Below are 20879 nucleotides of genomic sequence, written 5' to 3'. Positions count from 1 at the left end.
CCATGGAACAGTCATCAACGCCGTGGGACAGTGTCCCGTAATGCGGGACATCAAGGGAACCGGGGTCAACGATGATCAACAACGATGCAGCCGGGCGGAGCCCGGGCTCGATGCGCACCACCGTCCTTGCGAGTGTGATCGGGTCGGTGATCGAGTGGTACGACTTCTTCCTGTACGCGACCATGGCAGCACTGGTCTTCAACAAAGCCTTCTTTCCCGAGTTCGATCCGTTGATCGGGAGCTTGATCGCCTTCGTCACGTTTGCGGCGGGCTTCGTCACGCGTCCGATCGGCGGGCTGATCTTCGGGCACTTCGGCGATCGCCTGGGCCGGAAGAAGATATTGATCCTGACGATGTTGATCATGGGTGGATCGTCGTTCCTGATGGGCTTGCTGCCGACCTACGCGGCCGTCGGTGCCATTGCGCCGGTGATCCTGCTGGTGCTGCGGATGCTGCAGGGGATCGGCCTCGGCGGTGAGTGGGGCGGTGCGGCGATCCTGACTTTCGAACACGCGCCGGCCGGGCAACGCGGACGGATGAGCAGCTGGCCGCAGACGGGTGTACCGCTCGGACTGCTGCTCTCGACGATCGCCGTCGACCTGGCATCGGCCGGGGGCGACGGCCCGCTCGTGGCGTGGGCCTGGCGGATCCCGTTCCTGTTCAGCGCCGTGCTGGTCGGGATGGGGCTGTTCCTGCGGCTGCGGGTCGCCGAACCGGCTACCTTCGACGCGGTCGTCGCCACCGACCAGCGGGTCCGGGTGCCGTTGCTGAGCGTCGTACGGCGCTTCCCGAAGCAGATCCTGATCGGTGCCGGTGCCCGCTTCAGCGAGAGCATCACCTTCAACGTCTACAACGCGTTCATCCTCACCTACACCAGCACCGTGCTCAAGGTGCCCAAGTCGTACGCCCTGAACGGGCTGCTGATCGCCTCGGTCGCCGGCTTCTTCCTGATCCCGGTGGCAGGCAGACTCTCCGACCGGATCGGCCGCCGGCCGGTGTTCGGCATCGGCGCCGCGGTCGCCCTGGTCAGTGCATTCCCGGTCTTCGCCCTGCTGGACAGCAAGAGCATGATCTTCATCTGGCTGGCGATCCTGATCGGCTGGACGCTGGGTGCCTGCACCATGTTCGGCCCCGAGGCGGCCTTCTTCGCCGAACTTTTCCCGGCCAACGTCCGCTACACCGGGATGTCGGTCGTCTACCAGATCGGCGTACTCCCGTCAGGCGCCATCGCCCCAGCGTTGTCGCTATGGCTGGTCACTCGGTTCAGCGGATCGTGGCCGGTGGCGATCTATGTGATGATCGCGGCCGCCACTGCTCTGACTAGCCTCGCGTTTGCGAAGGAGACCGCCAAGAAGGACATTGATGCCGAGTTGCTCTCGGCAGCCCTGACCAAACAGTGATCGCAGTCAAACAGTGATCATGATCAATTGGTGATCATGATCAAGCGGACAACTCAGGAAGGATCCCGACGCAGTAATGGACAGCGCCATCGACTCCCGAGATCGGCCCCGCCGGCCCAACGTAGTGATCATGCTCGCCGACGACATGGGCTACTCCGACATCGGTTGCTACGGAGGCGAGATCGACACTCCGAATCTCGACGCTCTGGCTGCCGCAGGCGTCCGGCTGACGCAGTTCTACAACACGGCTCGCTGCAGCCCGAGCCGGGCATCGCTGATGACTGGCCTGCATCCCCATCAGACCGGGATCGGGATCTTGAACTACGACGACTCCCCGGAAGGCTATCCCGGCACTCTCAATGAATCCTGCGTCACGCTCGCCGAAGCCTTGGGGCAATCCGGATACCGCAGCTACATCTCCGGCAAGTGGCACATGGCCAGCGACATCCACGCCCCGAGCGACAGTTGGCCGACCCGACGTGGGTTCGATCAGTTCTTCGGGACCCTGGAAGGTGCCGGCAGCTACTTCCAGCCTCGAACCCTTACCAGGAACGAAACCAATGTCGAGCCGGAGGCCGACGGTCCGGACTTCTACTACACCGATGCGATCTCCGATAACGCTGTCAGGTTCGTGCGTGAGCACCGTGACCGGACACCGGAGAGTCCGTTCTTCCTGTACGTTGGCTACACCGCGCCACACTGGCCGCTGCACGCGCTTCCTGATGACATCGCGAAATATCAGGACCGATTCACCGTCGGCTGGGACCAGCTGCGGCGGGAGCGGCTCAAGCGGATGATCAAGCACGGCATCATCTCCCCGGAATGGCCGCTCAGTGATCGCGACCCGCGAGTGCCGGAGTGGTCGGACGTGAGCGCCAAGGAGTGGGAGGCGGCGCGGATGGCGGTCTACGCTGCGCAGGTCGACCGGATGGACCAGGGGATCGGGAAGATCATCCGGGAGCTGGACGAACTCGACATCCTGGACGACACAATCGTGATCTTCCTGTCCGACAACGGCGGCTGTGCCGAGGAGATGCCGATCGAGACGGCAAAGGACTTCGTCACGACCTACGTCACCTTCGATCCGACGACCAGGGATGGTCGTGAGGTTCGTCCGGGCAATGATCCGTCCATCGTGCCGGGTGGTGAGGACACCTACAGCACCTACGGACGCCCGTGGGCGAATCTCTCCAACACGCCTTTCCGAGAGTACAAACACTGGATCCATGAGGGCGGCATCGCCGCTCCGTTCATCATCCGCTGGGCCGGAACGGCCGATGACGGTGGGCTGCGGCATCAACCCCACCAGCTTCCTGACGTCATGGCGACGCTGCTGGAAGCCGCTTCGACCCCGTACCCGGAGGAGTTCGAGGGTCGACGGATTCTTCCGCTCGAGGGTGTCAGCATGGCTCCGACCCTTGTCGAGGATCAACGCGACGATGGTCGACTGCTCTACTGGGAGCACGAGGGCAACTGCGGAGTCCGTCGCGGGCCTTGGAAGCTGGTGCGCAAGTACGGTCAGGACTGGGAGCTGTACGACCTGGCAGCCGACCGGACCGAGCTGACGGACCGTGCGGCCGACCAACCGGCGATGGCTGCGGAGTTGTCCGCTGCGTACGAGGCGTGGACCCAGCGCTGCGGCGTGATCCCGCGTGACCGGGTGCTCAGCCTCTACGCGAGCAGAGGATCCGGGCTCCCTTCGGAGTAGCGCGTCGCTATCCCGTCGGAATGCACGCGGCCTCGTGATGATCACCAGATCCGGGCATTGGCCGACCGGTATTCCTCGGCCACTGCGGCCAGTCGCGCATGGGCTCCGCCGTAGGCCTGCTCGGTGCCGAGCACCGACTTCGGGAACCGGGACACGAAGGTGTAGTTGGGATCGCAGACATTGGCGACCGGCGCTGTGCCCAGCTGGGACACCAGTTGGTAGGCGTCGAAGCGATCGACCGGCAACAGGTCGGTGACCCACTCGACAAGATCCTTCTGGGAGATCCGGTACGCGTCCTCCAACGGCCGGATCGAGCCGGTGCTCATGATCGAATGCTCGTTCTCCAGCCGTGGCCATGCGGGCGCTGCGCCCTTGATCACCTCGACCGTGAAGACCGTGTGCATCGCGCATTCGAGGCCGGTGCCGGTGACCTCGCCCTCGCCCTGTCGCGCGTGTCCGTCACCGAGCGCCAGCAGCGCGCCGTCGGTGTTGACGGGCAGATACAGGGTGGTCCCGGCGCGCATCTCCGGGGTGTCGAGATTGCCGCCGTAGGTCGACGGCACCATCACCAACCGGCTCTCACCGGCGGCCGGCGCGACGCCGATGGTTCCATGCATCGGATCCAGCGGCAGTTCGAGCGTGAAGTCGCTGCTGAGGGCGCGGAACCGGGCCGTCCACCGGTCGAGGTCGAGATCGTAGAACCAGACCTTCTCCGGCAGCGGCTCGGCCAACAGGGCGGTCTCATGGGTCGGCGACAGCGACCCGAAATGCGGGAACAGCGACGAGATGGCGGTGTTTCTCGACGGGACGATGTCGATGAAGTGCACCGCCAGCGCGTCCCCCGGCTCGGCGCCCTCCACATGGAAGGGTCCTGACACCGGATTGAGCGCCTCGAACGGGACCACCTCGCTGGGCAGATCCGACGGTGAGGTGACCAGGCCTCCGAAGCAGTCCTCGGTCGCTACCTGGACGACGTCACCGGGGGCGATGCTGATCTTGGGCTCGGCCGGCCCGAAGTGATGCGCCCAGTCCTGTGGTCCGGGCGTGTAGCGGATCACGTTCATGACCTCAGTCTGTCCTATCCAGGCTGTCGTGTCGGGGCGACCCGGACCATACCGCCGACGAGATCAGCCCGATCGTCATCGTTAGTGTGGACCCATGGCTACCGGACAACGGATCGTCGATCTCAGCCTGCTACTGGCCGAGGAGTTGCCGGCTGCCTGGGCGACGCATATGCCGTACCAGCAGAAGACCTTCAACTATTTCGCCGACCGAGATGATCAAGTCGCCCCGCTGAAGAGCGAGACCGGGCCGTACCAGACCCGCTGGCTGTTGATCGACGAGCACACCGGCACCCACATCGACGCGCCGGCCCACTTCATCCCGGAGCCGGACACCGGGCTGCCGAACGCCGGTCCGGCCGGAACGATCACGGTCGAGCAGATCCCGTTGGAACGGCTGACCGGGCCTGCCGCGGTGATCGACATCCCCGATGACCTGCCGGGCTCCGAGCCGGGTGTGTCGCCGCTGATCACCGACGATCTTGTCCTCGGGTGGGAGCAACGGCACGGGCGGCTGCAGTCGGGCGACATCGTGCTGTTCCGGACCCGCTGGGACCGGCATTACGTTCGTGGGCCGGAGGGCAAGGCGTACAGCCATGGACCGTTGGTGACCAGGTCCGAGCCGGGCTGGCCCGCACCCGGGGTCGAGGCGATGCAGGTGATCATCGACCGTGGTGTCCGGTGCGTCGGCACCGACGGCGCCAGTATGGGTTCCAGCCACAACGGGGCGCCGGTCCACCAACTCGGGCTGTCCTCGGGTGTCGTCTTCATCGAGGCACTGGCAGGCCTCGACCAGTTGCCGGTCCGCGGTGCGACTTTCTGTTTCGCGCCGCTGAAAGTGGCGCGCGGCACGGGTGCACCGGGCCGTGCGTTCGCGTGGGTATCGGACTGATCGGGGTAAGCGACCCGACACACAGAGGAGGTCGACGATGACCGCGGGCGAGCTGAGCACTACCGAGGAGCGGAACCGCCGCTACACGATCTATCTGATCGTCGTCGCGGTGCTGGGATGGTCGCTCGCCTCCTACGACTCGAACATCCTGACCCTGACGATGCCCGACATCGCGTCGGAGTTCCGGCTGACGTCGGGCGTCCTCGGCGTGCTGGGCTTCATCGTCTATGGTGCGGAGTTCGTCCTCGCCCTGTTCGTGGGCTGGGGGATGGACCGGCGGGGCCGCAAGTGGATGTGGATGTTCTGCCTGCTGGTCGCCGCACTCTTCACCGGCCTGACCTTCTTCGTCCAGACGTTCTGGCAGTTGGCCGTCGTCCGCGCACTTGCCTCCGGCTTCGCGCAGGCCGAGCTCGCCGTCTCGATCACCCTGGTCAACGAGCAGGTGCCGTCGCGACGCCGCGGGCTGCTCTACTCGATCGTGCAGGGCGGTTGGCCGATCGGGGTGTTCCTGGCGTCAGGGCTGTATCTGCTGGTCGGCGGCCTCGGTTGGCGGACGGTCTACCTGTTCGGCGTGATCCCGTTGATCATCGTCGCGATCGGCCGGTCCCGGATCAAGGAGTCGGAGCGGTTCCAACATCTGAAGGCGATGCGGGCAGCCGTCGCCAGTGATGATCAGCAGACCGTCGACCGATTGCAGGCCGAGCGGCCGATGGATGTCGACGACCTGCACCGCGGATCGGTACGCCAGCTGTTCGCCACGCCCGGTCCGGTCCGTACGACCCTGGTCCGGCTGACCATCGCCTGGCTCTGCTATTCGACCGCCTACGTCGCGACCAACGTCTACATCACCTACTGGCTGACGACCGCCAAGGGCTGGACCTCCGGGCAGGCGGCGACGCTGCTGCTGGTGTCCGGTGGGATCGGGTTCTTCTTCTACCTGTTCGGCGGCGTGCTGGGCGAGCGGTTCGGCCGCCGGAACGTGCTGGTCGTCTCGGGGGTGCTGGTCGGGCCGCTGAATCTGGTGCTCCTGCTGGTCGACAGCCACGTCTGGGTTGCGGTGCTGTTCTTCATCGTCTACCAGGCGACCAACGGCACCTGGTCCGGAGCCGGGTACGCCTATCAGGCGGAATCCTTCCCGACCCGGGTGCGGGCGCCGGCCGTCGGCTGGATGGGGGCGATGTTCGTCGGCGGCCTGATGGTGGGCAGCCTGCTGTGGACGATCCTCAACGAGGTCGGCACGTTGACCCTCGCCTGGCTGGTGATCGGTGTTGCGATAGGTGTCGCCCAGGGGATTGCGACGTTCTTCCTGCCCAACATCCGCCCGGGTCAGGAACTGGAGCAGATCGCGACGTGACAAGATCATCATCGCGTCGATCTTCAACGTCGACGTCAACCGAAAAGGAGTCTCAATGACCGAGCCGACCGGATTTCCAGCCGAACGGACCGCGGTGATCACCGGAGCCGCATCCGAACGGGGCATCGGCAAGGCGACTGCCCGACGCCTGGCGTCCGAGGGCTGGGCGGTGGCGGTCGTCGACGTCGCGGTCACCGATGCGGAGCGTGCGGCCGAGGAGATCAGCGCCCGGTATGACGTGCCTGCCGTGGGTGTCGGCGCCGATGTCGCCGATCCCGAGTCGGTCAACGAAGCGTTCACGACGATCGAGCGGGAGTTACCTCCGGTCGTCGGCCTGGCCAACATCGCCGGCATCAGCTCACCAACGGCGTTCATGGACACCGCGGTCGAGGAGTGGGACCGGGTGCTGGCGATCAACCTGCGCGGCGCCTTCATCGTCACCCAGCGCGCGTTGCACGGCATGATCGACCGCCGACTCGGCCGGATCGTGAGCATCTCGTCGATCTCGGCGCAGCGGGGCGGCGGGACGTACTCCAAGGTCGCCTACAGCGCCTCGAAGGCCGGACTGCTCGGCTTCACCCGCGCTGTCGCCCGTGAAGTGGGGGAGTTCGGGATCACCGTCAACGCCGTCGCCCCCGGGCCCGTCGACACCGACATCATGGGCGGAACGCTGACCGAGGACCGCAAACAGGCGATGTCCGCCGGCGGCATGCTAGGCCGGGTCGGTACGGCCGATGAGATCGCTGCGCTGATCACCTACCTACTCGGGCCGGACGCCGGTTACATCACCGCCGCGACGTATGACATCAACGGCGGCATCCAGGTCTCCTGACCCGTGCTTTCCTGAGCGAGGGCCCGTCCTGGATGACGGCTCAGCGCCAGTCGAGTTGGGCTGCCGGCGTGCCGTGTGCGAGTCCCCACGCCTTGGCCTCGGCGCTGGCGGACACGTCGCCGACTCGGTAGCGGAACACCTTGCCGGCGAAGACGACCACTCTCTCGACATCGTCGATGGTGAAGTCGGCCCACCAGCCGAGATCCGGCTGGAGCGCGTCGGCCAACGCCTGCGCCAGTTCCACGGCGATCTCATTCGGCCCCTCGAAGTCGACGAAGGTCCAGATGCTCGGTTGGCCGGACACAACCCCTGGCGTGTGCGACGCGTCGCGTTCGTCGGCGGGCTTGGTGGATTCGGTGACGTCGTGGCGCCCGAACCGCACGAGGCGCAGCTCCGGGACCTGGATGTCGACTCCGGGCGTACAGCTCTCTGCGATGAGGCGGCCCTGAAGCATTGGCCTACTTCACAATCCGCAGGTGTGGTGGCGTCGATGGCGCGTGCCCATACCGATCGAGGTTAGCACACATGTTCGAAATAGCGCCTATCCGCCCAACCACGGGACTCCGCGGGTCGCCAGGAAGGCCCTGATCTGGGCGGTGTGCATCTGGAGGTGGGTCAGGCCCACGACGAGCATCTCTCCGACGGGCGTTCCGCGATGACGGTGCGAGTCGGCAACTGGATCCTCCGCCAGATCGTCGGTCAGATCGGAAAAAACCTCGTCGACCTTCCGCCGGCAGTGGTCGACGTACTCCAGCAGTTGGGCACGGGAGTACATCGGCGGCACGACGTTCTCGTCCTCGTCGTGTGGTGACAGCGGTGGATGCGGCACCCAGTCGTGCTCCATGGCCGAGAGATCGGCATCGGTGAAGAACAACGTGTGCGCGGCCGTACGCCAGACAGCGCCTTGTGCCCACCGCTTGGACTGCACGACTTCTTCGTCCTCGAACCGACTGCCGTCCGGGGCGATCGGCGTCCACGTTGCCGGTCCGGGCCGGTCGGCCGGGTAGAGGCTCTCCTCCCACAGCTCATCCGGACACGTGCGGAGGCCCGTCTCCAGATCCTGGAGGATCGCCCGATACTGCGACGCGACCGAGGTGAGCCAGATTGATGTCACTCGTCACACAGTAGAGGCGAACACCGACATGGCGGCTCCTTCTGTGACCCGGCGGTGTTCGTGAACCCACCAGGGCACTGAGGTGGTGATCAGTTGCACGGCATCGTGGTGATCATTCTGCGTGACGGGTGGCCGATCCGGGGCCGCTGGCGATGTGCCGAGTCGGGTCGATAGTCGGGTATTGGTCGGGTAGGTCATCGGCGAGCTCCGGCATCACAGCGGCGGACAGAGGCCGGAGATCTGGAACGCATTGTGACCGCCCTAATCCCAACTGGCCGGGAATTGGGTGCCGCTCGGACGGCTCCAGTGCCAGAATCCCAGCGTGCCAGTCAACGCCGTCGCGCCGTACCTGGAGTTTGCGCTGCCGTTCTACGAGACCCGCGACTCGGCCCACAACGCCGCCCACATTCGCCGAATTGTCGGAAGGCTGGATGACCTCTCTGATGGAGTCGACCCGGCTCCCCGGGCGGCCTTTCTGCACTTCCTAGCCAGCTTCCATGGCCTGGCCTCACGCGTCGCTCATGACCGCGAGTTTGATCAGCAGGTGCGCGAACTGCTGGCCGAGCTCGACTGGACCGAGCCGGAGATCGACGAGGCGTACGTCCTGCTGGAACGCCATTGTGTTGATCCACAGACGAGTGAGGAGTGCATCGTCCACGACGCCAACTACATCGAGGTCCTGGGCGCCTTCGGTGTCGCGAAGGCATTCACCAAAGGTGGGGCGGAGCGGCAGAGTTACGAGCAAACGATGGAGATCTTTCGGCGCAATCTGCACCGCGTCGAGTTCAAGACACCTCGCGGTCAAGCGATTGCTGCAGAGGGGCGCAGCTACGCCGACGGGTTCCTTGATCGACTTCGTGGTGAACTCTGACCACGGTGCTGGCGGCGGACGCCCCGATAGTGGAGCCCAGAATGGTCGACATGGTGAACGGGGCGCAGCGGGGTCGGCCGGTGCTGATCCTGATTTCAGGCTTGCAGGGAACGGGCAAGACGACACTGGCTGCTGCTGTGGCCGCGTCCCTCGAAGCTGATCAGACGATGTTGGCGACCGAAACGCTGGCTGAAGGGCGCAGCGCCGTCGTGGAGAGTGTGATGGCCCGGGGTCTCCGCCGAGAGTGGCAATCCGACGCCGCGGCGCTCGGCGCACCGTGCATCGTGGTCGAGTGCATCTGCTCTGACGTTGCTCTGCACGAGCGGCGTGTCGCGGAACGGTACGAGTCCGGAAGCAGCGCCATCACCTGGCAGCGGGTGCTCGACGACGCCAGGACGTACCAGCCGACGCAGGATCCTGACTACGTCGCGGATGCCGTAGAGCCGGTCGAGCGGCACGTCGATGCTGTCGTGACACTGGTCCGACGCCGGTCGTGAACCCGTCTTCCATGATCATCCGAGGAGTGAAGCAGAGTGACAGCCCGCAGACGTCGAGCGGTGATATCGCAGCTGGAATGGATCCTGGAGGGGCTCGATGCCGGCTCAGGGGAATGGGGCGATGACGCAGCGGAGCGCATGTCGCCGGATTACGCTTCGCGGTTGGCGCCGGACCAATTCGTCAGCATCGCCCGGGATTGGGCGCAGCGGTTCGCTCCGGTGACGGTCGAATCCGTGCAGATCACCGGTCTTTCGGCCAAGGCGACTGTGTCGACGGGCATCGGCAGCATGGTCGTCGCGATCGCGACCGAGGAGAACGAACCACACCGGCTGCGGTCATGCCTCGTGGCGCCGCTGATCCCCGCGGAGCTGGCACCACGTCTGCCGGAGACGTTCAGGCCCGAGGACTTCGGCAGCGATCTTCCACCAGGAAGGCGTTTGACGGTCTTCGCGGGGCTGCCCGGAACCGGCAAGAGCACGCTTGCCGAACGCCTCGGACGTGAGACCGGTACGCCGGTCTTCGCCGCCGACTGGCTCCTCGGTGCGCTCACCCCGTTCGGCGGCCGCTACTGGGACGATCTCCTGGGTATCGCCGCGGAGCAGCTCACCCACCTGGCCTATCGGCAGCTGGTGCTGGGCCAGTCGGCGATCCTTGATCATCCGGTCGAGGACCCGGCACTGCGGGGCCGCTGGGCGTCGCTGGCCGCGGCGGCGGGTGCCACGTTCTCGGTGATCTTGTGCCAGTGCGAGGACATCGCACTGCATGAAGCGAGATTCAGTGCCCGTACCCGGGGCATTCCCGGCTGGCACGAGACCGGCAGTTGGTCCAACGTCGCCCAGCGTCGGGACGCGTTCGTTCCCTGGGCCGGTGCCGACGTTCTTCCGGTCGACGCGGCGATGTCGATCGAGGATGCGATGGAAGCTGTGCGGAGGTTCGTGGTGAGAGACCTGCAGTAGTTGGGGGAGCAGGACCGGACGCGCGGTGCGCCACCGTGATCTGCTGCGGCCTTGTGTCAGGGGGTTGACAGCGGAGTATGCAGGACCATTGGTTGCCGGTCGTTGATCACCGGACCGGACGGTCGGAAGCCCACGCGCTCGTACAACCGTCGGGCATCAGGATTGTCGGGTTCGACGTCCAGGACGATCGGTATCCCTGCCCCGGTTGCAGTATCGATGACCTGGGAGATCACTGCTGTGCCGATTCCGGCGTTCTGATGCACAGGAAGGACCTGCAGCCCGGCGATCTCGATCCGTCCTGTGGTCGTGACGAGTCTCGCCCGGCCGACAGCGATCCCGTCGACGATGATCACATAGGTCGTGCTGTTCTCGACGCCACCGGCCACCTGATCGGCGGCATCCTCGATCAGACCGGCATGGAAGGCGTCCCGGTCCCATTCCGGATACCGGCTGTACCGATGTTCGCTGGAGACGAGCACAACATTCGCCAGGAACTCGATATCGGATTCGGTGGCCCGCCTCAGTTGCGGGGTGATCACTGCCACAGCAAGCGCCCTAGAAGCCGGAGCTGCAGGGACGTACTGGTTTTCCGGCCCGACCGCGCAGGTCGGTATAGCGTCGGCCCCATGACGCGAGAGGTCCAGATCATCCCGTTCGGTCCCGGACTCGCGGAGGGCGTCGCGGCCGCGTGCAGCGAGCTCGGGTGGCCGTCTTACGCCGATCCTGACGTCGCCGCGCGGGGCTGCAGCGCTCCCGGTGTGACGACACGCGTTGCTCTCGCCGACCAGGCGGTCGTCGGCTTCGCCCAGGTCCTCAGCGACGGTGTGGTGCAGGCCTACCTCGCGCAGATCGGCGTACTTGAACCGTGGCGGCGGCAGGGGATCGCGACGAAATTGATCGAGGCGGCGTTCGGGGCGTGCGGAGCACAGCGGGTCGACCTGCTGACCGATGACGCGCAGGGCTTCTATCGCTCGTTCGACCACAAGGAGAAGGCGGGCTTCCGCATCTATCCGGGCTGATCTGACCGGACTGGTCTGTCCCGGCTGATTGTCGGAGGCGGGCTCTAGCCTCGAGGTCGAGTTGAGGTTGATGCATTACGGTCTTGATCTTTCGGCCGTCGGTCCGTGCGGCGATCCGACGACCATGGTGGCGCTCGCACGGCTCGCGGAAGTGTCGGGCTGGGACGGGATCTTCCTGGAGGACTACGTGTTCTTCCACGATCCGGAGGTTCCGGCGTACGACCCGTGGGTCACGTTGAGCGCGATCGCAGTGGCGACGTCGTCGATCACCATCGGCACCTGTGTGACGCCGGTTGCCCGTCGGCGGGTCTGGAAACTCGCGGCCGAGGCGATGACGCTGGACCGGTTGTCGGGTGGTCGGCTCGTCCTGGGGGTCGGCCTGGGCGATGCCGGAAGCAAGGATTTCGGCGGCGTCGGGGAGCCGGTTGATCCGCGGGAGCGTGCACTTGCACTCGACGAGAGCCTGGACGTACTAGCCGCGTTGTGGTCGGGCGAACCGGTCACCTATCACGGCCGATTCGTGTCGGTGGACGATGTCCGGCTGCCTGCGCTGCCGGTGCAGCGGCCACGCATTCCCATCTGGGTCGGCGGCTGCGCCCGGTTCGACGGTCCACGGCAACGAGCGTTGCGATGGGACGGGTCCTGCATGTACGGAACTCCGCCTCCGCAATGGGTCGATCTGACCGTCGCGGATGTCATCGCTCTGAAGTACGAGGCACGCCGCCTCGGGAAGGACGACTTCGTGGTGACGGTCGGCGGGCGTCCCCGGCGGGATGATCTTGGAGCAGAGATCGACTACGTCACATCGCTGGAGCAGGCCGGAGCCGACTGGTGGTGTGAATATGTCCCGCCGGCGACAGCCGTCGAGGACGCGCGGACCTTGATCAGCAATGGACCGATCCGCTCCACCCGCAGCCCCTGAGATCGCCACGGATCGCGGCGCCGATCACCAGACGGGCTCCGGGGTCTCGCTCACGGCGCCGTCGTTGCCGAACACGAGATACCGATCAAAACCCCGGGTGAACCAACGGTCGTGAGTCACGGTGATCACGGTCCCGTCGAATTCGGCCAGCGCATTCTCCAGCGCATCGGCCGATGCGACGTCGAGGTTGTCGGTCGGCTCATCCAGCAACAGCATGGTGACACCCGACAGCTCGAGCAGCAGGATCTGAAGGCGAGCCTGTTGTCCGCCCGACAATGTGCCGAACCGTTGGTCGCGGGCCGCGACGAGTTCGTACCGGTTGAGCACCCCGGCGGCCTGCTCCGATCGCAGCGAGCAGTCGGTCCACAGGATGTCCAGGAGCGTGCGGTCGGCAAGGTCGGGCCGGTCGTGGGACTGGGAGAAGTAGCCGGGCACGACCCTGGCACCGAGTTTCCAGTCACCGGTGTGGGCGACCGTATCGGTTTCCGGCCAACCCGCCAGGAGCCGCATCAAGTGACTCTTCCCGGTGCCATTTGCGCCCAACACGGCGACGCGTTCGCCATAGAACACTTCGAGATCGAAGGGATCAGTCAGGTTCGTCAGTGCCAGTCCGGTCGCCGTCAGCGCCCGGACACCGGTCCGACCACCCTGCAGGCGCATCCGGATCTTCTGCTCCCGCGGCGGTTCCGGCGGCTTGGTCGCCTCGTGCCGGTTCAGCCGGCTGAGGGCGGCCTGGGTCTTGGGTGACTTGGCGGCCTGCAACGCCCGGACCAGGGCCTGGAGCTTGTCGCGTTGCTCCTCCCAGCGCCGCCCCAGCTCCGCGTAGCGCTGGTGCCGGTCGAGCCGGGCCTGGTGATAGCCGGCGAAGCCGCTGCCGTGCACCCAGGCCGTGTTGCCCTCGGGGCCGCCTTCCAGGGTGACGATCTGGTGTGCGGTGTTGGCCAGCAGCTCGCGATCGTGGGACACGTAGAGCACCGTCTTGGCTGTCTCGTTGAGCTGGGTCTCCAACCAGCGCTTGGTCGGCACGTCCAGATAGTTGTCCGGCTCGTCCAGGACGAGCACCTGGTCCGGGCTGCGGAGCAGCACCTGCAGGACCAATCGCTTCTGCTCGCCTCCGGACAGCGTCATCACGTCGCGATGCTTGACCTTGTCGAAGCCGAGACCGAGCGCCTCGGAGCAACAGATGTCCCAGAGGATCTCTGCGTCGTACCCACCGGCATCGGCCCATTCGGCCAAGGCCGCGGCATAGGACAGTTGGGTCTGCTCGTCGTCTCGTTCCATGGCGGCAAGTTCGGCGCGGTCGAGGTCGGCCGCCGCGGAACGGACCCGCGTCGAGCTCACCGACAACAGCAGCTCCGCGACCGACGCCACCCCATGCCCGGTGCCGATGAACTGCCGCATCACGCCGAGCCCACCACTGCTGACAATGGAACCGGACAGCGGCTCGAGATCGGCGGCGATGATCTTCAGCAGGGTGGTCTTCCCGCACCCGTTGGCTCCGACCAGGGCGACATTGGCGCCGTCGCCGACACGGAAGCTGACGTCGGTCAGCAACGGCCTGCCATCGGGCAGCCGATATCCGACGTTCGACACCTCGACGTGGCCCACGAGCGGCCAGTCTGTCAGGGCGTTGGCGTGGTCGCGAGTGAAAATCGGTGTCGGCGAGGACCGGGGTCGACCCATCGGATCGCTACCGTGGCTGAATGCGGGCAGGCAGCCGACGATTCCGAAAGCCGGTCGGAGTGTTGATCAGTGTGGTGATGGCGATCGGTGCGACGGTCGGGTGCAGCGCGTCGCACGGCCCGGTCGCAGCATCATCGCCGACAGCCTCGCCGCCGGCTACGACGAGCACGGAGGTGTCGTTCCAGGTCAACGGCACGAAGACGTACGGGACGCTGGAGGTGCCTGCTCGCCCTGGTGGCCACAAGTTGGCCGCGGCGCTGTTGATCTCCGGCAGCGGGCCGAATGATCGCGACGGGAACCAGCCCAAGGCGGGCGTAACGCCCGGCACCCTGAAGCTGATCGCCGACGAGCTCGCCGCCGACGGGGTGATGACGCTCCGTTACGACAAGTACGGCTCCGGCAAGACCGGCCCGGCTGCCGTGGATCCGAAATCGCTGACGGTGCAGACCGATCTCAAACAGGCCGCGGCCGCGTACGCGTTCCTGGCCGCTCAGCAGCGCGCCGATCCGGATCGGCTGTTGATCGTCGGGCACAGCGAGGGCGGCATGTTCGCGCTGGACGTCGCTGGTTCGGCCAGTCCCAAACCCGCCGGCCTGGCGTTGCTCGAACCACAGGACGAGCGCATTCTCGACCTCGTCAGGATCCAGGTCGCCGAGGCAACGGCAGACCAGGTGTCCGCCGGGAAACTGTCGTCCTCGGCCGCCCGGACGAGCAACACTGCCGTGGCACGAGTGATCCAGGAACTGCGAGCCGGCGAGCCGGTGGACTCCGACGGCATGGCTCCGATCGCCCAGCAGGTGCTGGGCAGCGTGGTCAACGAGCCGAACACCACCTACACGCTGAGCTGGGACAAGATCGACCCGGTGCGCCTGACCGCCGCTGTGCGACCGGGGACCCGGGTGATGATCACCGAGGGCACCCTGGACACCAACGTGCCCAGGGACACGATCGGTCCGCTGCAGAAGGCACTGGACTCGGCCGGCGTCACCGGACCCGGACTGACCGTCCTGCAGGGCGCGGACCACGAAATGCATCTGAGCACCCAGCCGATCACCGCCCAGGTGCTCGCTCCGGCCGCCACCAAGGCGATCCAGGACTGGGCGCAGCCGTACGCGACCAAGCGCTGAGAAACGCCGCAAGACCCGGCTGGCGGCTGGGCCGCATCAACTCAGAGACCCTCGATGCTCCGGAGGAAGTAGTCGGTGAACGCCGTCGCATCGACGTCAACGGCGATCCGCGCGTTCGATGCCGGCGCGTCGGCCGCGCGCCGCAGGTCGGTGATCATCATCCCGGCGCCGGGAACGTCGCCGGTGATCACGTCCAACCTGACATCGGCCCAGGTGATCAGCTCCGGGTGGACGATCGCCGCGACCGCCAACGGATCATGCATCGCACAAGAGTCCCCGGCCTGCGGATCGCCCGGCTCGGCGGCCTGGGTGTGATCGATCCAGGCTTCGGTCGCTGCCCCGGCGAACGGCGCGAACTCTCCCGGTGCCTGGCTGAGCCGGCGCGCGTCGGCACGGGTGAGCCGGACCTTCAGGGTGACGTCGAGACCGACCCAGCGTTGCGGTGCACCGCTGCGCAGCACCGCCGCAGCGGCCTCCGGATCGCACCAGACGTTGAACTCTCCCGGCATGCCTCGCTGACCCGTGATGCCGAGGAAGACCCCGCCCATGATCACGATCTCCTTGACCGCGCCCGCCAGCCGCGGCTCGATGGCCAATGCCGCGGCGACATTGGTCAATGGTCCGATCGCGACCAGGGTGATCTCCCCGGGCTCGGCCAGGATCCGCTCGGCGATCACCGCCGGAGCGTAGCCGGACTCCGGCGACAATCCCTGCCCGTAGGAGTTGATCACCTCATCCGGTGGCGTACGCCTGCGTTCGGGATGGGTGAGCGGGGTGGCCGCCCCCTTGACGACCGGTACGTCTTTCACGCCGAGCCGCCGGAGCAGTTCCAGGCTCAGGACAGTCGCGCTCTCGACGTCGGTGTTGCCGTCGACGGTCGTCACCAGCTGCAGGGCCAATTCCGGATCGGCGTGGGCCAGCGCGAGCGCGAAGCCGTCGTCGATGTCCGAGCCGGGTGCGCCCATCGCCAGATCCGTGTCGAGAATGATCTTGTTCATCGGAAGAAGTACAGCACGTCGGGGCCCCGACTGGAACCAGGACGGCAGATGTTGGCAGACTAGGGGCAGCGGGATGCCCGGCCCGCTGGTGGATTGGTCGTGCCCCTACGGTGGGTGCGATGGACAGCGAGAGGGCATTGGCTATGACGTCGGTAGGACCTGCGATCGATGAGCAGCTTCTCGATCCTGACGACCAGGAGATGACCAAGCTCGACCGACAGCTCGACCGACAGTTCGACGGGGTCGGCCGGCTCGGGGTGGCATTCTCCGGGGGCGTCGACTCCTCGGTGCTGTTGGCGGCGGCCGTACGCAACCTCGGCGCCGACCGGGTGATCGCGATCCTCGGGGTGTCGCCGAGCCTGGCCACCGCGGAACGGGCCGCTGCCCACGAGGTCGCCGACTTCATCGGCGCCACCGTCGTCGAGGTCGAGACCCACGAGGGTGATCGGCCGGAATACCGCGCCAACGGTGCGGACCGCTGCTTCTTCTGCAAGGACGAGCTCTTCACCCGGATCGACGACGAGCTGCTCGCCGAGCATGCGCTGGACGCGGTCGCGTACGGGGAGAATGCCGATGACGCGCTCCGGCCGGACCGGCCGGGCGCCAACGCCGCGACGCAGCACAAGGTGCTGCGACCGCTCGCCGACGCCGGTCTGGACAAGCAGGCCGTACGCCGCCTGGCCCGCGCCTGGAAACTGCCGTCGGCCGACAAACCGGCGGCGCCCTGCCTGGCGTCGCGGATCCCGCACAACGAGGAGGTGACGCCCGAGAAGCTGCAGCAGATCGACCAGGCCGAGGCCGGTCTGCGCGAACTGGGTTTCAGCGATTTCCGGGTCCGCCATCACGGCGAGATCGCCCGGATCGAGCTGCCGGCCGAAGAACTCGTACGGGCCGTCACGCCTCCGCTCAACGGCGACATCCGCCGCACCATGCAGCGCTCCGGCTTCCGCTACGCCACCGTGGATCTGGGCGGCATGCAATCCGGTGCCTTCACGCTGACCGTGCTCGGCCAGAACCATGCCTGAGTCCGATCCATTGGACGGGATCGCGAACCTCGATCTCGGCCGGGCCGACCGCAGAGGCTATCCCGAAGCGGTGTTCTGCGAAGGGAAGTCGGTCGATCAGGTTGCCGCGATCGCCGGTGTGATCGCCGACCATCCGGAGCAGATCCATCTCTTCACCCGGACCTCGGAGCAGCAGGCCAAGGCACTCCTGGGGATCCTTCCGGACGCGCACTGGGACCAGACCGCGCGGCTGGTGGCCTGGCCGCCGACGGTGCCGGACTCCACGGGCGGAGCGGTGCTGGTGCTGTGCGCCGGCACCTCGGACCTGGCGGTGGCACGCGAGGCGCTGTTGACTGCGCAGTATCTGGGCCGGGACGCGCAGCTGGTCGCCGATGTCGGAGTCGCCGGTCTGCACCGGGTGCTGTCGAAACTGGACCTGCTCCGTACGGCCCGGGTGATCGTCGTGGCCGCCGGGATGGACGGGGCACTGCCGAGCGTGGTCGCCGGTCTGGTCAGCTGCCCGGTGATCGCGGTGCCGACCTCGGTCGGCTACGGGGCCGCCTTCGGCGGGATCGCACCGCTGCTGACCATGCTGAACGCGTGCGCCCCGGGCGTCGCGGTGGTCAACATCGACAACGGGTACGGCGCCGGTCACCTCGCCGCGCAGATCAGCGCGCCGCCCTTGGGTCCTGAGAGATCGTCGGGAGGCTCCGATGCCTGAGCGACACGCCTGGATCGATGCCTCGGCGGGGGTTGCCGGGGACATGCTGCTCGGCGCGCTGACCGACGCCGGCGCCGACCTCGATTTCGCCCAACGCTGCATCGATGCCGTGTTGCCGGACTCCGTCCGGCTCCGGTCCGAGCGAGTGACCCGGGCCGGGATCGCGGCGATCAAGGTGCATGTCGACGTGCTCGTGGAGGACCCGCCGCACCGCACCTGGCGGACCATCGCGCAACTGCTCGCCGACGCCGATCTCCCGGAGGATGTCCGGCAGAACGCGACCGCGGTCTTCGCCAAGCTGGCCGAGGCTGAGGCGAAGGTGCACGGCACCACCCCGGAGGAGATCCACTTCCACGAGGTCGGTGCGCTGGACTCGATCGCCGACGTCGTCGGGGTCTGCGCCGGGCTTCATGATCTGGCCATCAGCTCGCTGACGGCCAGCCGGGTCGCGGTCGGATCGGGAACCGTCAAGGCCGCCCACGGCCGGATCCCGGTTCCGGTCCCGGCGGTCACCAGGCTGGCTTCCGGTTGGGAGCTCGTTGCCGGCGGCGAGGGGGAGCTCACTACACCGACCGGCATGGCACTGGTCGTGACCCTGTGCCGGGAGTGCACCGACCTGCCCGCACTGCGGATGGACAGTGTCGGCCTGGGCGCCGGCAGCAAGGACTTCCACGGTCGGGCCAATGTCACCCGGATCCTCGTCGGAGAGCGGACGAGCCCGTCGCGCCAGGACCGGGGCGACTCGGCGGTCCTGATCGAGGCCAATGTCGATGATCTCGATCCTCGGTTATGGCCCGGTGCGCTGGCCGACCTGATGGCGGCCGGTGCCTCCGACGCCTGGCTGGTACCGATCACCATGAAGAAGGGCCGCCCGGCCCACACCCTGACCGTGCTGTCCCACCCGTCCGCGGCCGACCGGCTCCGCGAGTTGATCTTCACCCGCACCACCACGATCGGTGTCCGGCAAACCGACTATCGCAAATTCGCATTGCCGCGCGCCTGGGTCACGATCAAGATCACCGGGGGAGAGATCATGATCAAACTCGCGCATCGCAACGGGTTGATCGAGCAGGCGACGCCGGAGTTCGATCACATCACCAAGATCGCGACCGCGACCGGGACTCCGGCCCAGATCGTTCTCTCCGAAGCCATCGCAGCCGCCTGGACGGCAGGTTTGCGACCCGGCGAACCCGTCCCCGAGAACGCCCACAGCACCAGCAGCAACCCAACCGAACAGGAGCACCTCTCATGATCCCGACCCTGAATTTCGGCCGTACCGGGCACGAGTCGACCCGGATCATCTTCGGCGCCGCGGCGCTGTCGGACGTCACCCAGGACGAGGCCGACCAGACGTTCGAGCTGATCCGTCAGCACGGCATCACCCATATCGATACCGCGGCCAGTTACGGCGGCGCCGAGGACCGGCTCGGGCCGTTCATCGCCGAGCACCGTGACGAGTACTTCCTGGCCTCCAAGACCGGTGACCGGACCCGGGACGAGGCGTACGCGTCGATCCAGCGCTCGCTCGAGCGGATGCGGACCGACCACCTCGACCTGATCCAGTTGCACAACCTGGTCGACGAGGACGAGCGCCAGACCGCACTCGGCAAGGGCGGCGCGCTCGAGGCCTGTATCCAGGCCCGCGACGAGGGACTCGTCAAGTACATCGGCATCACCGGCCACGGCACCACGGTCGCCGCGCAGCACTACAAGTCCTTGCAGGTCTTCGATTTCGACTCGATCCTGTGCCCGTACAACTTCCCGATGAGCCGCAACCAGACCTACATCGAGGACTGGACCAGGCTGTATGAGTACTGCCAGGAGAAGAACGTCGCGTTCCAGACGATCAAGGCGATCACCCGGGCACCGTGGCAGGACGACTCGGACCGCTTCGCCGCGACCTGGTACGAGCCGCTGCGCGACCAGTCCGCGATCGACACCGCGGTCAGCTGGGTGCTCGGCAAGCCGGGCATCTTCCTCAACACCGTCGGCGACATCCACATCCTGCCGAAGGTCCTCGACGCCGCCGAGCGCTTCACCACGCGTCCGGACGACGCTGCGATGGGCGAGCTTGAGAGGGCCTGGGGGATGGAACCGCTCTTTGTCTGAGCGGATCGGCTCCGAACGCCTTACTGACAAGGAGAAGCCGGCCTGGTCCGAGATTCTTGATCTTGGGCCACGGCCGGCTCGTCCGCGCGCCGGCGAGCGGCAGCGGACGTATGAGTGGAGTGATCCGGCCGAGGTTGCGCGGGTCGCGCCGGAGACCTCCGGCCTGGACTTCCTGCAGAAGATGATCAACGGCGAGGTGGCCCCGTCGGCACTGAGCCGGACACTCGATTTCGATCTTGTCGAGGCGAACGCCGGACGCGTTGTCGTGACCGCCAGACCGGCTGAGTTCCAGTGCAACGCGATCGGCACCGTGCACGGCGGCGTGATCGCGTCCTGGGCCGACACCGCCATGGGGTATGCGATCCAGTCCCGGCTGCCGGTCGGCATCAGCCTGACCACGCTCGACCTCCAGGTCCGGTACCTGCGGGCGGTTCGGCCGGACGATGCGCCGGTGTCGATCATCGGTACTACCGACCACGTCGGCCGCAGGACCGGGGTGGCGCGGGCGGAGGTGCACGACGCCGACCAGCGGTTGGTCGCGACCGCCACCACCAGCTGCCTCATCCTGCCGAGGGGTCAATAACTCCTCAATATCTGCGGCGTGTCGCCT

At 66.7% G+C, this 20879-nt stretch carries 22 protein-coding genes; 16 read left to right on the top strand and 6 right to left on the bottom strand.

All coding sequences use genetic code 11. From position 1 onward, the window contains the following. Positions 1-71: 71 nt before the first annotated feature. Positions 72-1400: an MFS transporter gene (locus IEY07_RS05500; protein ID WP_188894159.1), complete on the top strand. Its 1329-nt coding sequence runs from the start codon at positions 72-74 to the stop codon at positions 1398-1400. Between the two features lie 76 nt (positions 1401-1476). Next, positions 1477-3108: an arylsulfatase gene (locus IEY07_RS05495; RefSeq protein ID WP_188894158.1), complete on the top strand. Its 1632-nt coding sequence runs from the start codon at positions 1477-1479 to the stop codon at positions 3106-3108. A 41-nt stretch (positions 3109-3149) separates the two neighbouring features. On the opposite strand, the gene IEY07_RS05490 is transcribed toward IEY07_RS05495, so the two are convergent. After that, positions 3150-4172, bottom strand: coding sequence for an acetamidase/formamidase family protein (locus tag IEY07_RS05490; protein ID WP_188894157.1), 1023 nt, complete (start codon positions 4170-4172; stop codon positions 3150-3152). Positions 4173-4266: 94 nt separating this feature from the next. Here IEY07_RS05490 and IEY07_RS05485 point away from each other — a divergent pair, with 94 nt between their 5' ends. Genes IEY07_RS05485 through IEY07_RS05475 form a run of 3 tightly spaced genes read left to right on the top strand, consistent with a single transcriptional unit; the run spans position 4267 to position 7247 of the window. Continuing rightward, positions 4267-5061 (top strand): cyclase family protein, encoded by a 795-nt coding sequence (locus tag IEY07_RS05485; RefSeq protein ID WP_188894156.1) that lies wholly within the window; start codon positions 4267-4269, stop codon positions 5059-5061. 37 nt (positions 5062-5098) lie between these two features. Further along, positions 5099-6415: an MFS transporter gene (locus IEY07_RS05480; RefSeq protein WP_188894155.1), complete on the top strand. Its 1317-nt coding sequence runs from the start codon at positions 5099-5101 to the stop codon at positions 6413-6415. Positions 6416-6470: 55 nt separating this feature from the next. After that, positions 6471-7247: an SDR family NAD(P)-dependent oxidoreductase gene (locus IEY07_RS05475; protein ID WP_188894154.1), complete on the top strand. Its 777-nt coding sequence runs from the start codon at positions 6471-6473 to the stop codon at positions 7245-7247. Positions 7248-7287: 40 nt separating this feature from the next. On the opposite strand, the gene IEY07_RS05470 is transcribed toward IEY07_RS05475, so the two are convergent. Together IEY07_RS05470 and IEY07_RS05465 are read right to left on the bottom strand one after the other, a co-directional pair. Continuing rightward, entirely contained in the window at positions 7288-7701 is a 414-nt protein-coding gene (locus IEY07_RS05470; RefSeq protein ID WP_188894153.1) for a hypothetical protein, read from the bottom strand. A gap of 87 nt (positions 7702-7788) precedes the next feature. Next, complete coding sequence (locus IEY07_RS05465; RefSeq protein WP_188894152.1) at positions 7789-8361, bottom strand: DinB family protein; 573 nt, start codon at positions 8359-8361, stop codon at positions 7789-7791. Between the two features lie 322 nt (positions 8362-8683). Between IEY07_RS05465 and IEY07_RS05460 the strand changes: the two genes are divergently transcribed. The 3 genes from IEY07_RS05460 to IEY07_RS05450 all read left to right on the top strand — a co-directional run bounded on the left by IEY07_RS05460 (position 8684) and on the right by IEY07_RS05450 (position 10686). Continuing rightward, positions 8684-9232 (top strand): HD domain-containing protein, encoded by a 549-nt coding sequence (locus tag IEY07_RS05460; protein WP_188894151.1) that lies wholly within the window; start codon positions 8684-8686, stop codon positions 9230-9232. A 41-nt stretch (positions 9233-9273) separates the two neighbouring features. Next, positions 9274-9729: a P-loop nucleotide/nucleoside kinase family protein gene (locus tag IEY07_RS05455; protein ID WP_188894150.1), complete on the top strand. Its 456-nt coding sequence runs from the start codon at positions 9274-9276 to the stop codon at positions 9727-9729. Positions 9730-9891: 162 nt separating this feature from the next. After that, entirely contained in the window at positions 9892-10686 is a 795-nt protein-coding gene (locus IEY07_RS05450) for a P-loop nucleotide/nucleoside kinase family protein (protein ID WP_188894149.1), read from the top strand. Between the two features lie 56 nt (positions 10687-10742). On the opposite strand, the gene IEY07_RS05445 is transcribed toward IEY07_RS05450, so the two are convergent. Next, complete coding sequence (locus IEY07_RS05445) at positions 10743-11231, bottom strand: GNAT family N-acetyltransferase (RefSeq protein ID WP_188894148.1); 489 nt, start codon at positions 11229-11231, stop codon at positions 10743-10745. 81 nt (positions 11232-11312) lie between these two features. On the opposite strand from IEY07_RS05445, the gene IEY07_RS05440 reads away from it, so the two are divergent. Then, complete coding sequence (locus tag IEY07_RS05440; RefSeq protein ID WP_188894147.1) at positions 11313-11705, top strand: GNAT family N-acetyltransferase; 393 nt, start codon at positions 11313-11315, stop codon at positions 11703-11705. A 70-nt stretch (positions 11706-11775) separates the two neighbouring features. Next, on the top strand, positions 11776-12627 hold the full coding sequence (locus tag IEY07_RS05435; RefSeq protein WP_188894443.1) for an LLM class flavin-dependent oxidoreductase: 852 nt from the start codon (positions 11776-11778) through the stop codon (positions 12625-12627). 24 nt (positions 12628-12651) lie between these two features. Here the strand turns inward: IEY07_RS05435 and IEY07_RS05430 are convergent, their stop codons facing one another. Continuing rightward, a complete protein-coding gene (locus IEY07_RS05430; protein ID WP_188894146.1) occupies positions 12652-14235 on the bottom strand; it encodes an ABC-F family ATP-binding cassette domain-containing protein in 1584 nt (527 codons plus the stop codon). Between the two features lie 95 nt (positions 14236-14330). On the opposite strand from IEY07_RS05430, the gene IEY07_RS05425 reads away from it, so the two are divergent. Next, the gene (locus IEY07_RS05425; RefSeq protein ID WP_188894145.1) at positions 14331-15437 is read left to right on the top strand and encodes an alpha/beta fold hydrolase; all 1107 of its coding nucleotides are present in this window, start codon (positions 14331-14333) and stop codon (positions 15435-15437) included. Between the two features lie 41 nt (positions 15438-15478). Here IEY07_RS05425 and IEY07_RS05420 read toward each other — a convergent pair whose 3' ends face one another. Further along, a complete protein-coding gene (locus IEY07_RS05420; RefSeq protein ID WP_188894144.1) occupies positions 15479-16435 on the bottom strand; it encodes a nucleoside hydrolase in 957 nt (318 codons plus the stop codon). Between the two features lie 119 nt (positions 16436-16554). Here IEY07_RS05420 and larE point away from each other — a divergent pair, with 119 nt between their 5' ends. The 5 genes from larE to IEY07_RS05395 are packed head-to-tail and all read left to right on the top strand — an operon-like array spanning position 16555 to position 20852. Next, the gene (larE, locus tag IEY07_RS05415; RefSeq protein ID WP_229669737.1) at positions 16555-17460 is read left to right on the top strand and encodes an ATP-dependent sacrificial sulfur transferase LarE; all 906 of its coding nucleotides are present in this window, start codon (positions 16555-16557) and stop codon (positions 17458-17460) included. Continuing rightward, positions 17453-18160, top strand: a complete 708-nt coding sequence (larB, locus tag IEY07_RS05410; protein ID WP_188894143.1) for a nickel pincer cofactor biosynthesis protein LarB — start codon at positions 17453-17455, stop codon at positions 18158-18160. Before larE ends, larB begins: the two co-directional genes overlap by 8 nt. Continuing rightward, entirely contained in the window at positions 18153-19412 is a 1260-nt protein-coding gene (gene larC / locus IEY07_RS05405) for a nickel pincer cofactor biosynthesis protein LarC (protein WP_188894142.1), read from the top strand. Before larB ends, larC begins: the two co-directional genes overlap by 8 nt. Next, positions 19409-20269, top strand: a complete 861-nt coding sequence (locus IEY07_RS05400; RefSeq protein ID WP_188894141.1) for an aldo/keto reductase — start codon at positions 19409-19411, stop codon at positions 20267-20269. Before larC ends, IEY07_RS05400 begins: the two co-directional genes overlap by 4 nt. After that, entirely contained in the window at positions 20262-20852 is a 591-nt protein-coding gene (locus tag IEY07_RS05395; RefSeq protein ID WP_188894140.1) for a PaaI family thioesterase, read from the top strand. The genes IEY07_RS05400 and IEY07_RS05395 overlap by 8 nt, the downstream gene beginning before the upstream one ends. Positions 20853-20879 lie beyond the last annotated feature (27 nt).

This window comes from Microlunatus endophyticus, from assembly GCF_014646195.1.
GTDB classification, from domain to species: Bacteria; Actinomycetota; Actinomycetes; order Propionibacteriales; family Propionibacteriaceae; genus Microlunatus; species Microlunatus endophyticus.
This window is presented reverse-complemented; position numbering and strand designations above follow the sequence as displayed.

What these genes read in the sequence shown, in the direction of transcription:
- IEY07_RS05500 (WP_188894159.1), top strand. Translation starts at nt 72, where the DNA reads ATGATCAACAACGATGCAGCCGGGCGGAGCCCGGGCTCGATGCGCACC.
- IEY07_RS05495 (WP_188894158.1), top strand. Translation starts at nt 1,477, where the DNA reads ATGGACAGCGCCATCGACTCCCGAGATCGGCCCCGCCGGCCCAACGTA.
- IEY07_RS05490 (WP_188894157.1), bottom strand. Translation starts at nt 4,172, where the DNA reads ATGAACGTGATCCGCTACACGCCCGGACCACAGGACTGGGCGCATCAC.
- IEY07_RS05485 (WP_188894156.1), top strand. Translation starts at nt 4,267, where the DNA reads ATGGCTACCGGACAACGGATCGTCGATCTCAGCCTGCTACTGGCCGAG.
- IEY07_RS05480 (WP_188894155.1), top strand. Translation starts at nt 5,099, where the DNA reads ATGACCGCGGGCGAGCTGAGCACTACCGAGGAGCGGAACCGCCGCTAC.
- IEY07_RS05475 (WP_188894154.1), top strand. Translation starts at nt 6,471, where the DNA reads ATGACCGAGCCGACCGGATTTCCAGCCGAACGGACCGCGGTGATCACC.
- IEY07_RS05470 (WP_188894153.1), bottom strand. Translation starts at nt 7,701, where the DNA reads ATGCTTCAGGGCCGCCTCATCGCAGAGAGCTGTACGCCCGGAGTCGAC.
- IEY07_RS05455 (WP_188894150.1), top strand. Translation starts at nt 9,274, where the DNA reads ATGGTCGACATGGTGAACGGGGCGCAGCGGGGTCGGCCGGTGCTGATC.
- IEY07_RS05440 (WP_188894147.1), top strand. Translation starts at nt 11,313, where the DNA reads ATGACGCGAGAGGTCCAGATCATCCCGTTCGGTCCCGGACTCGCGGAG.
- IEY07_RS05435 (WP_188894443.1), top strand. Translation starts at nt 11,776, where the DNA reads ATGCATTACGGTCTTGATCTTTCGGCCGTCGGTCCGTGCGGCGATCCG.
- IEY07_RS05425 (WP_188894145.1), top strand. Translation starts at nt 14,331, where the DNA reads ATGCGGGCAGGCAGCCGACGATTCCGAAAGCCGGTCGGAGTGTTGATC.
- IEY07_RS05420 (WP_188894144.1), bottom strand. Translation starts at nt 16,435, where the DNA reads ATGAACAAGATCATTCTCGACACGGATCTGGCGATGGGCGCACCCGGC.
- larE (WP_229669737.1), top strand. Translation starts at nt 16,555, where the DNA reads ATGGACAGCGAGAGGGCATTGGCTATGACGTCGGTAGGACCTGCGATC.
- larB (WP_188894143.1), top strand. Translation starts at nt 17,453, where the DNA reads ATGCCTGAGTCCGATCCATTGGACGGGATCGCGAACCTCGATCTCGGC.
- larC (WP_188894142.1), top strand. Translation starts at nt 18,153, where the DNA reads ATGCCTGAGCGACACGCCTGGATCGATGCCTCGGCGGGGGTTGCCGGG.
- IEY07_RS05400 (WP_188894141.1), top strand. Translation starts at nt 19,409, where the DNA reads ATGATCCCGACCCTGAATTTCGGCCGTACCGGGCACGAGTCGACCCGG.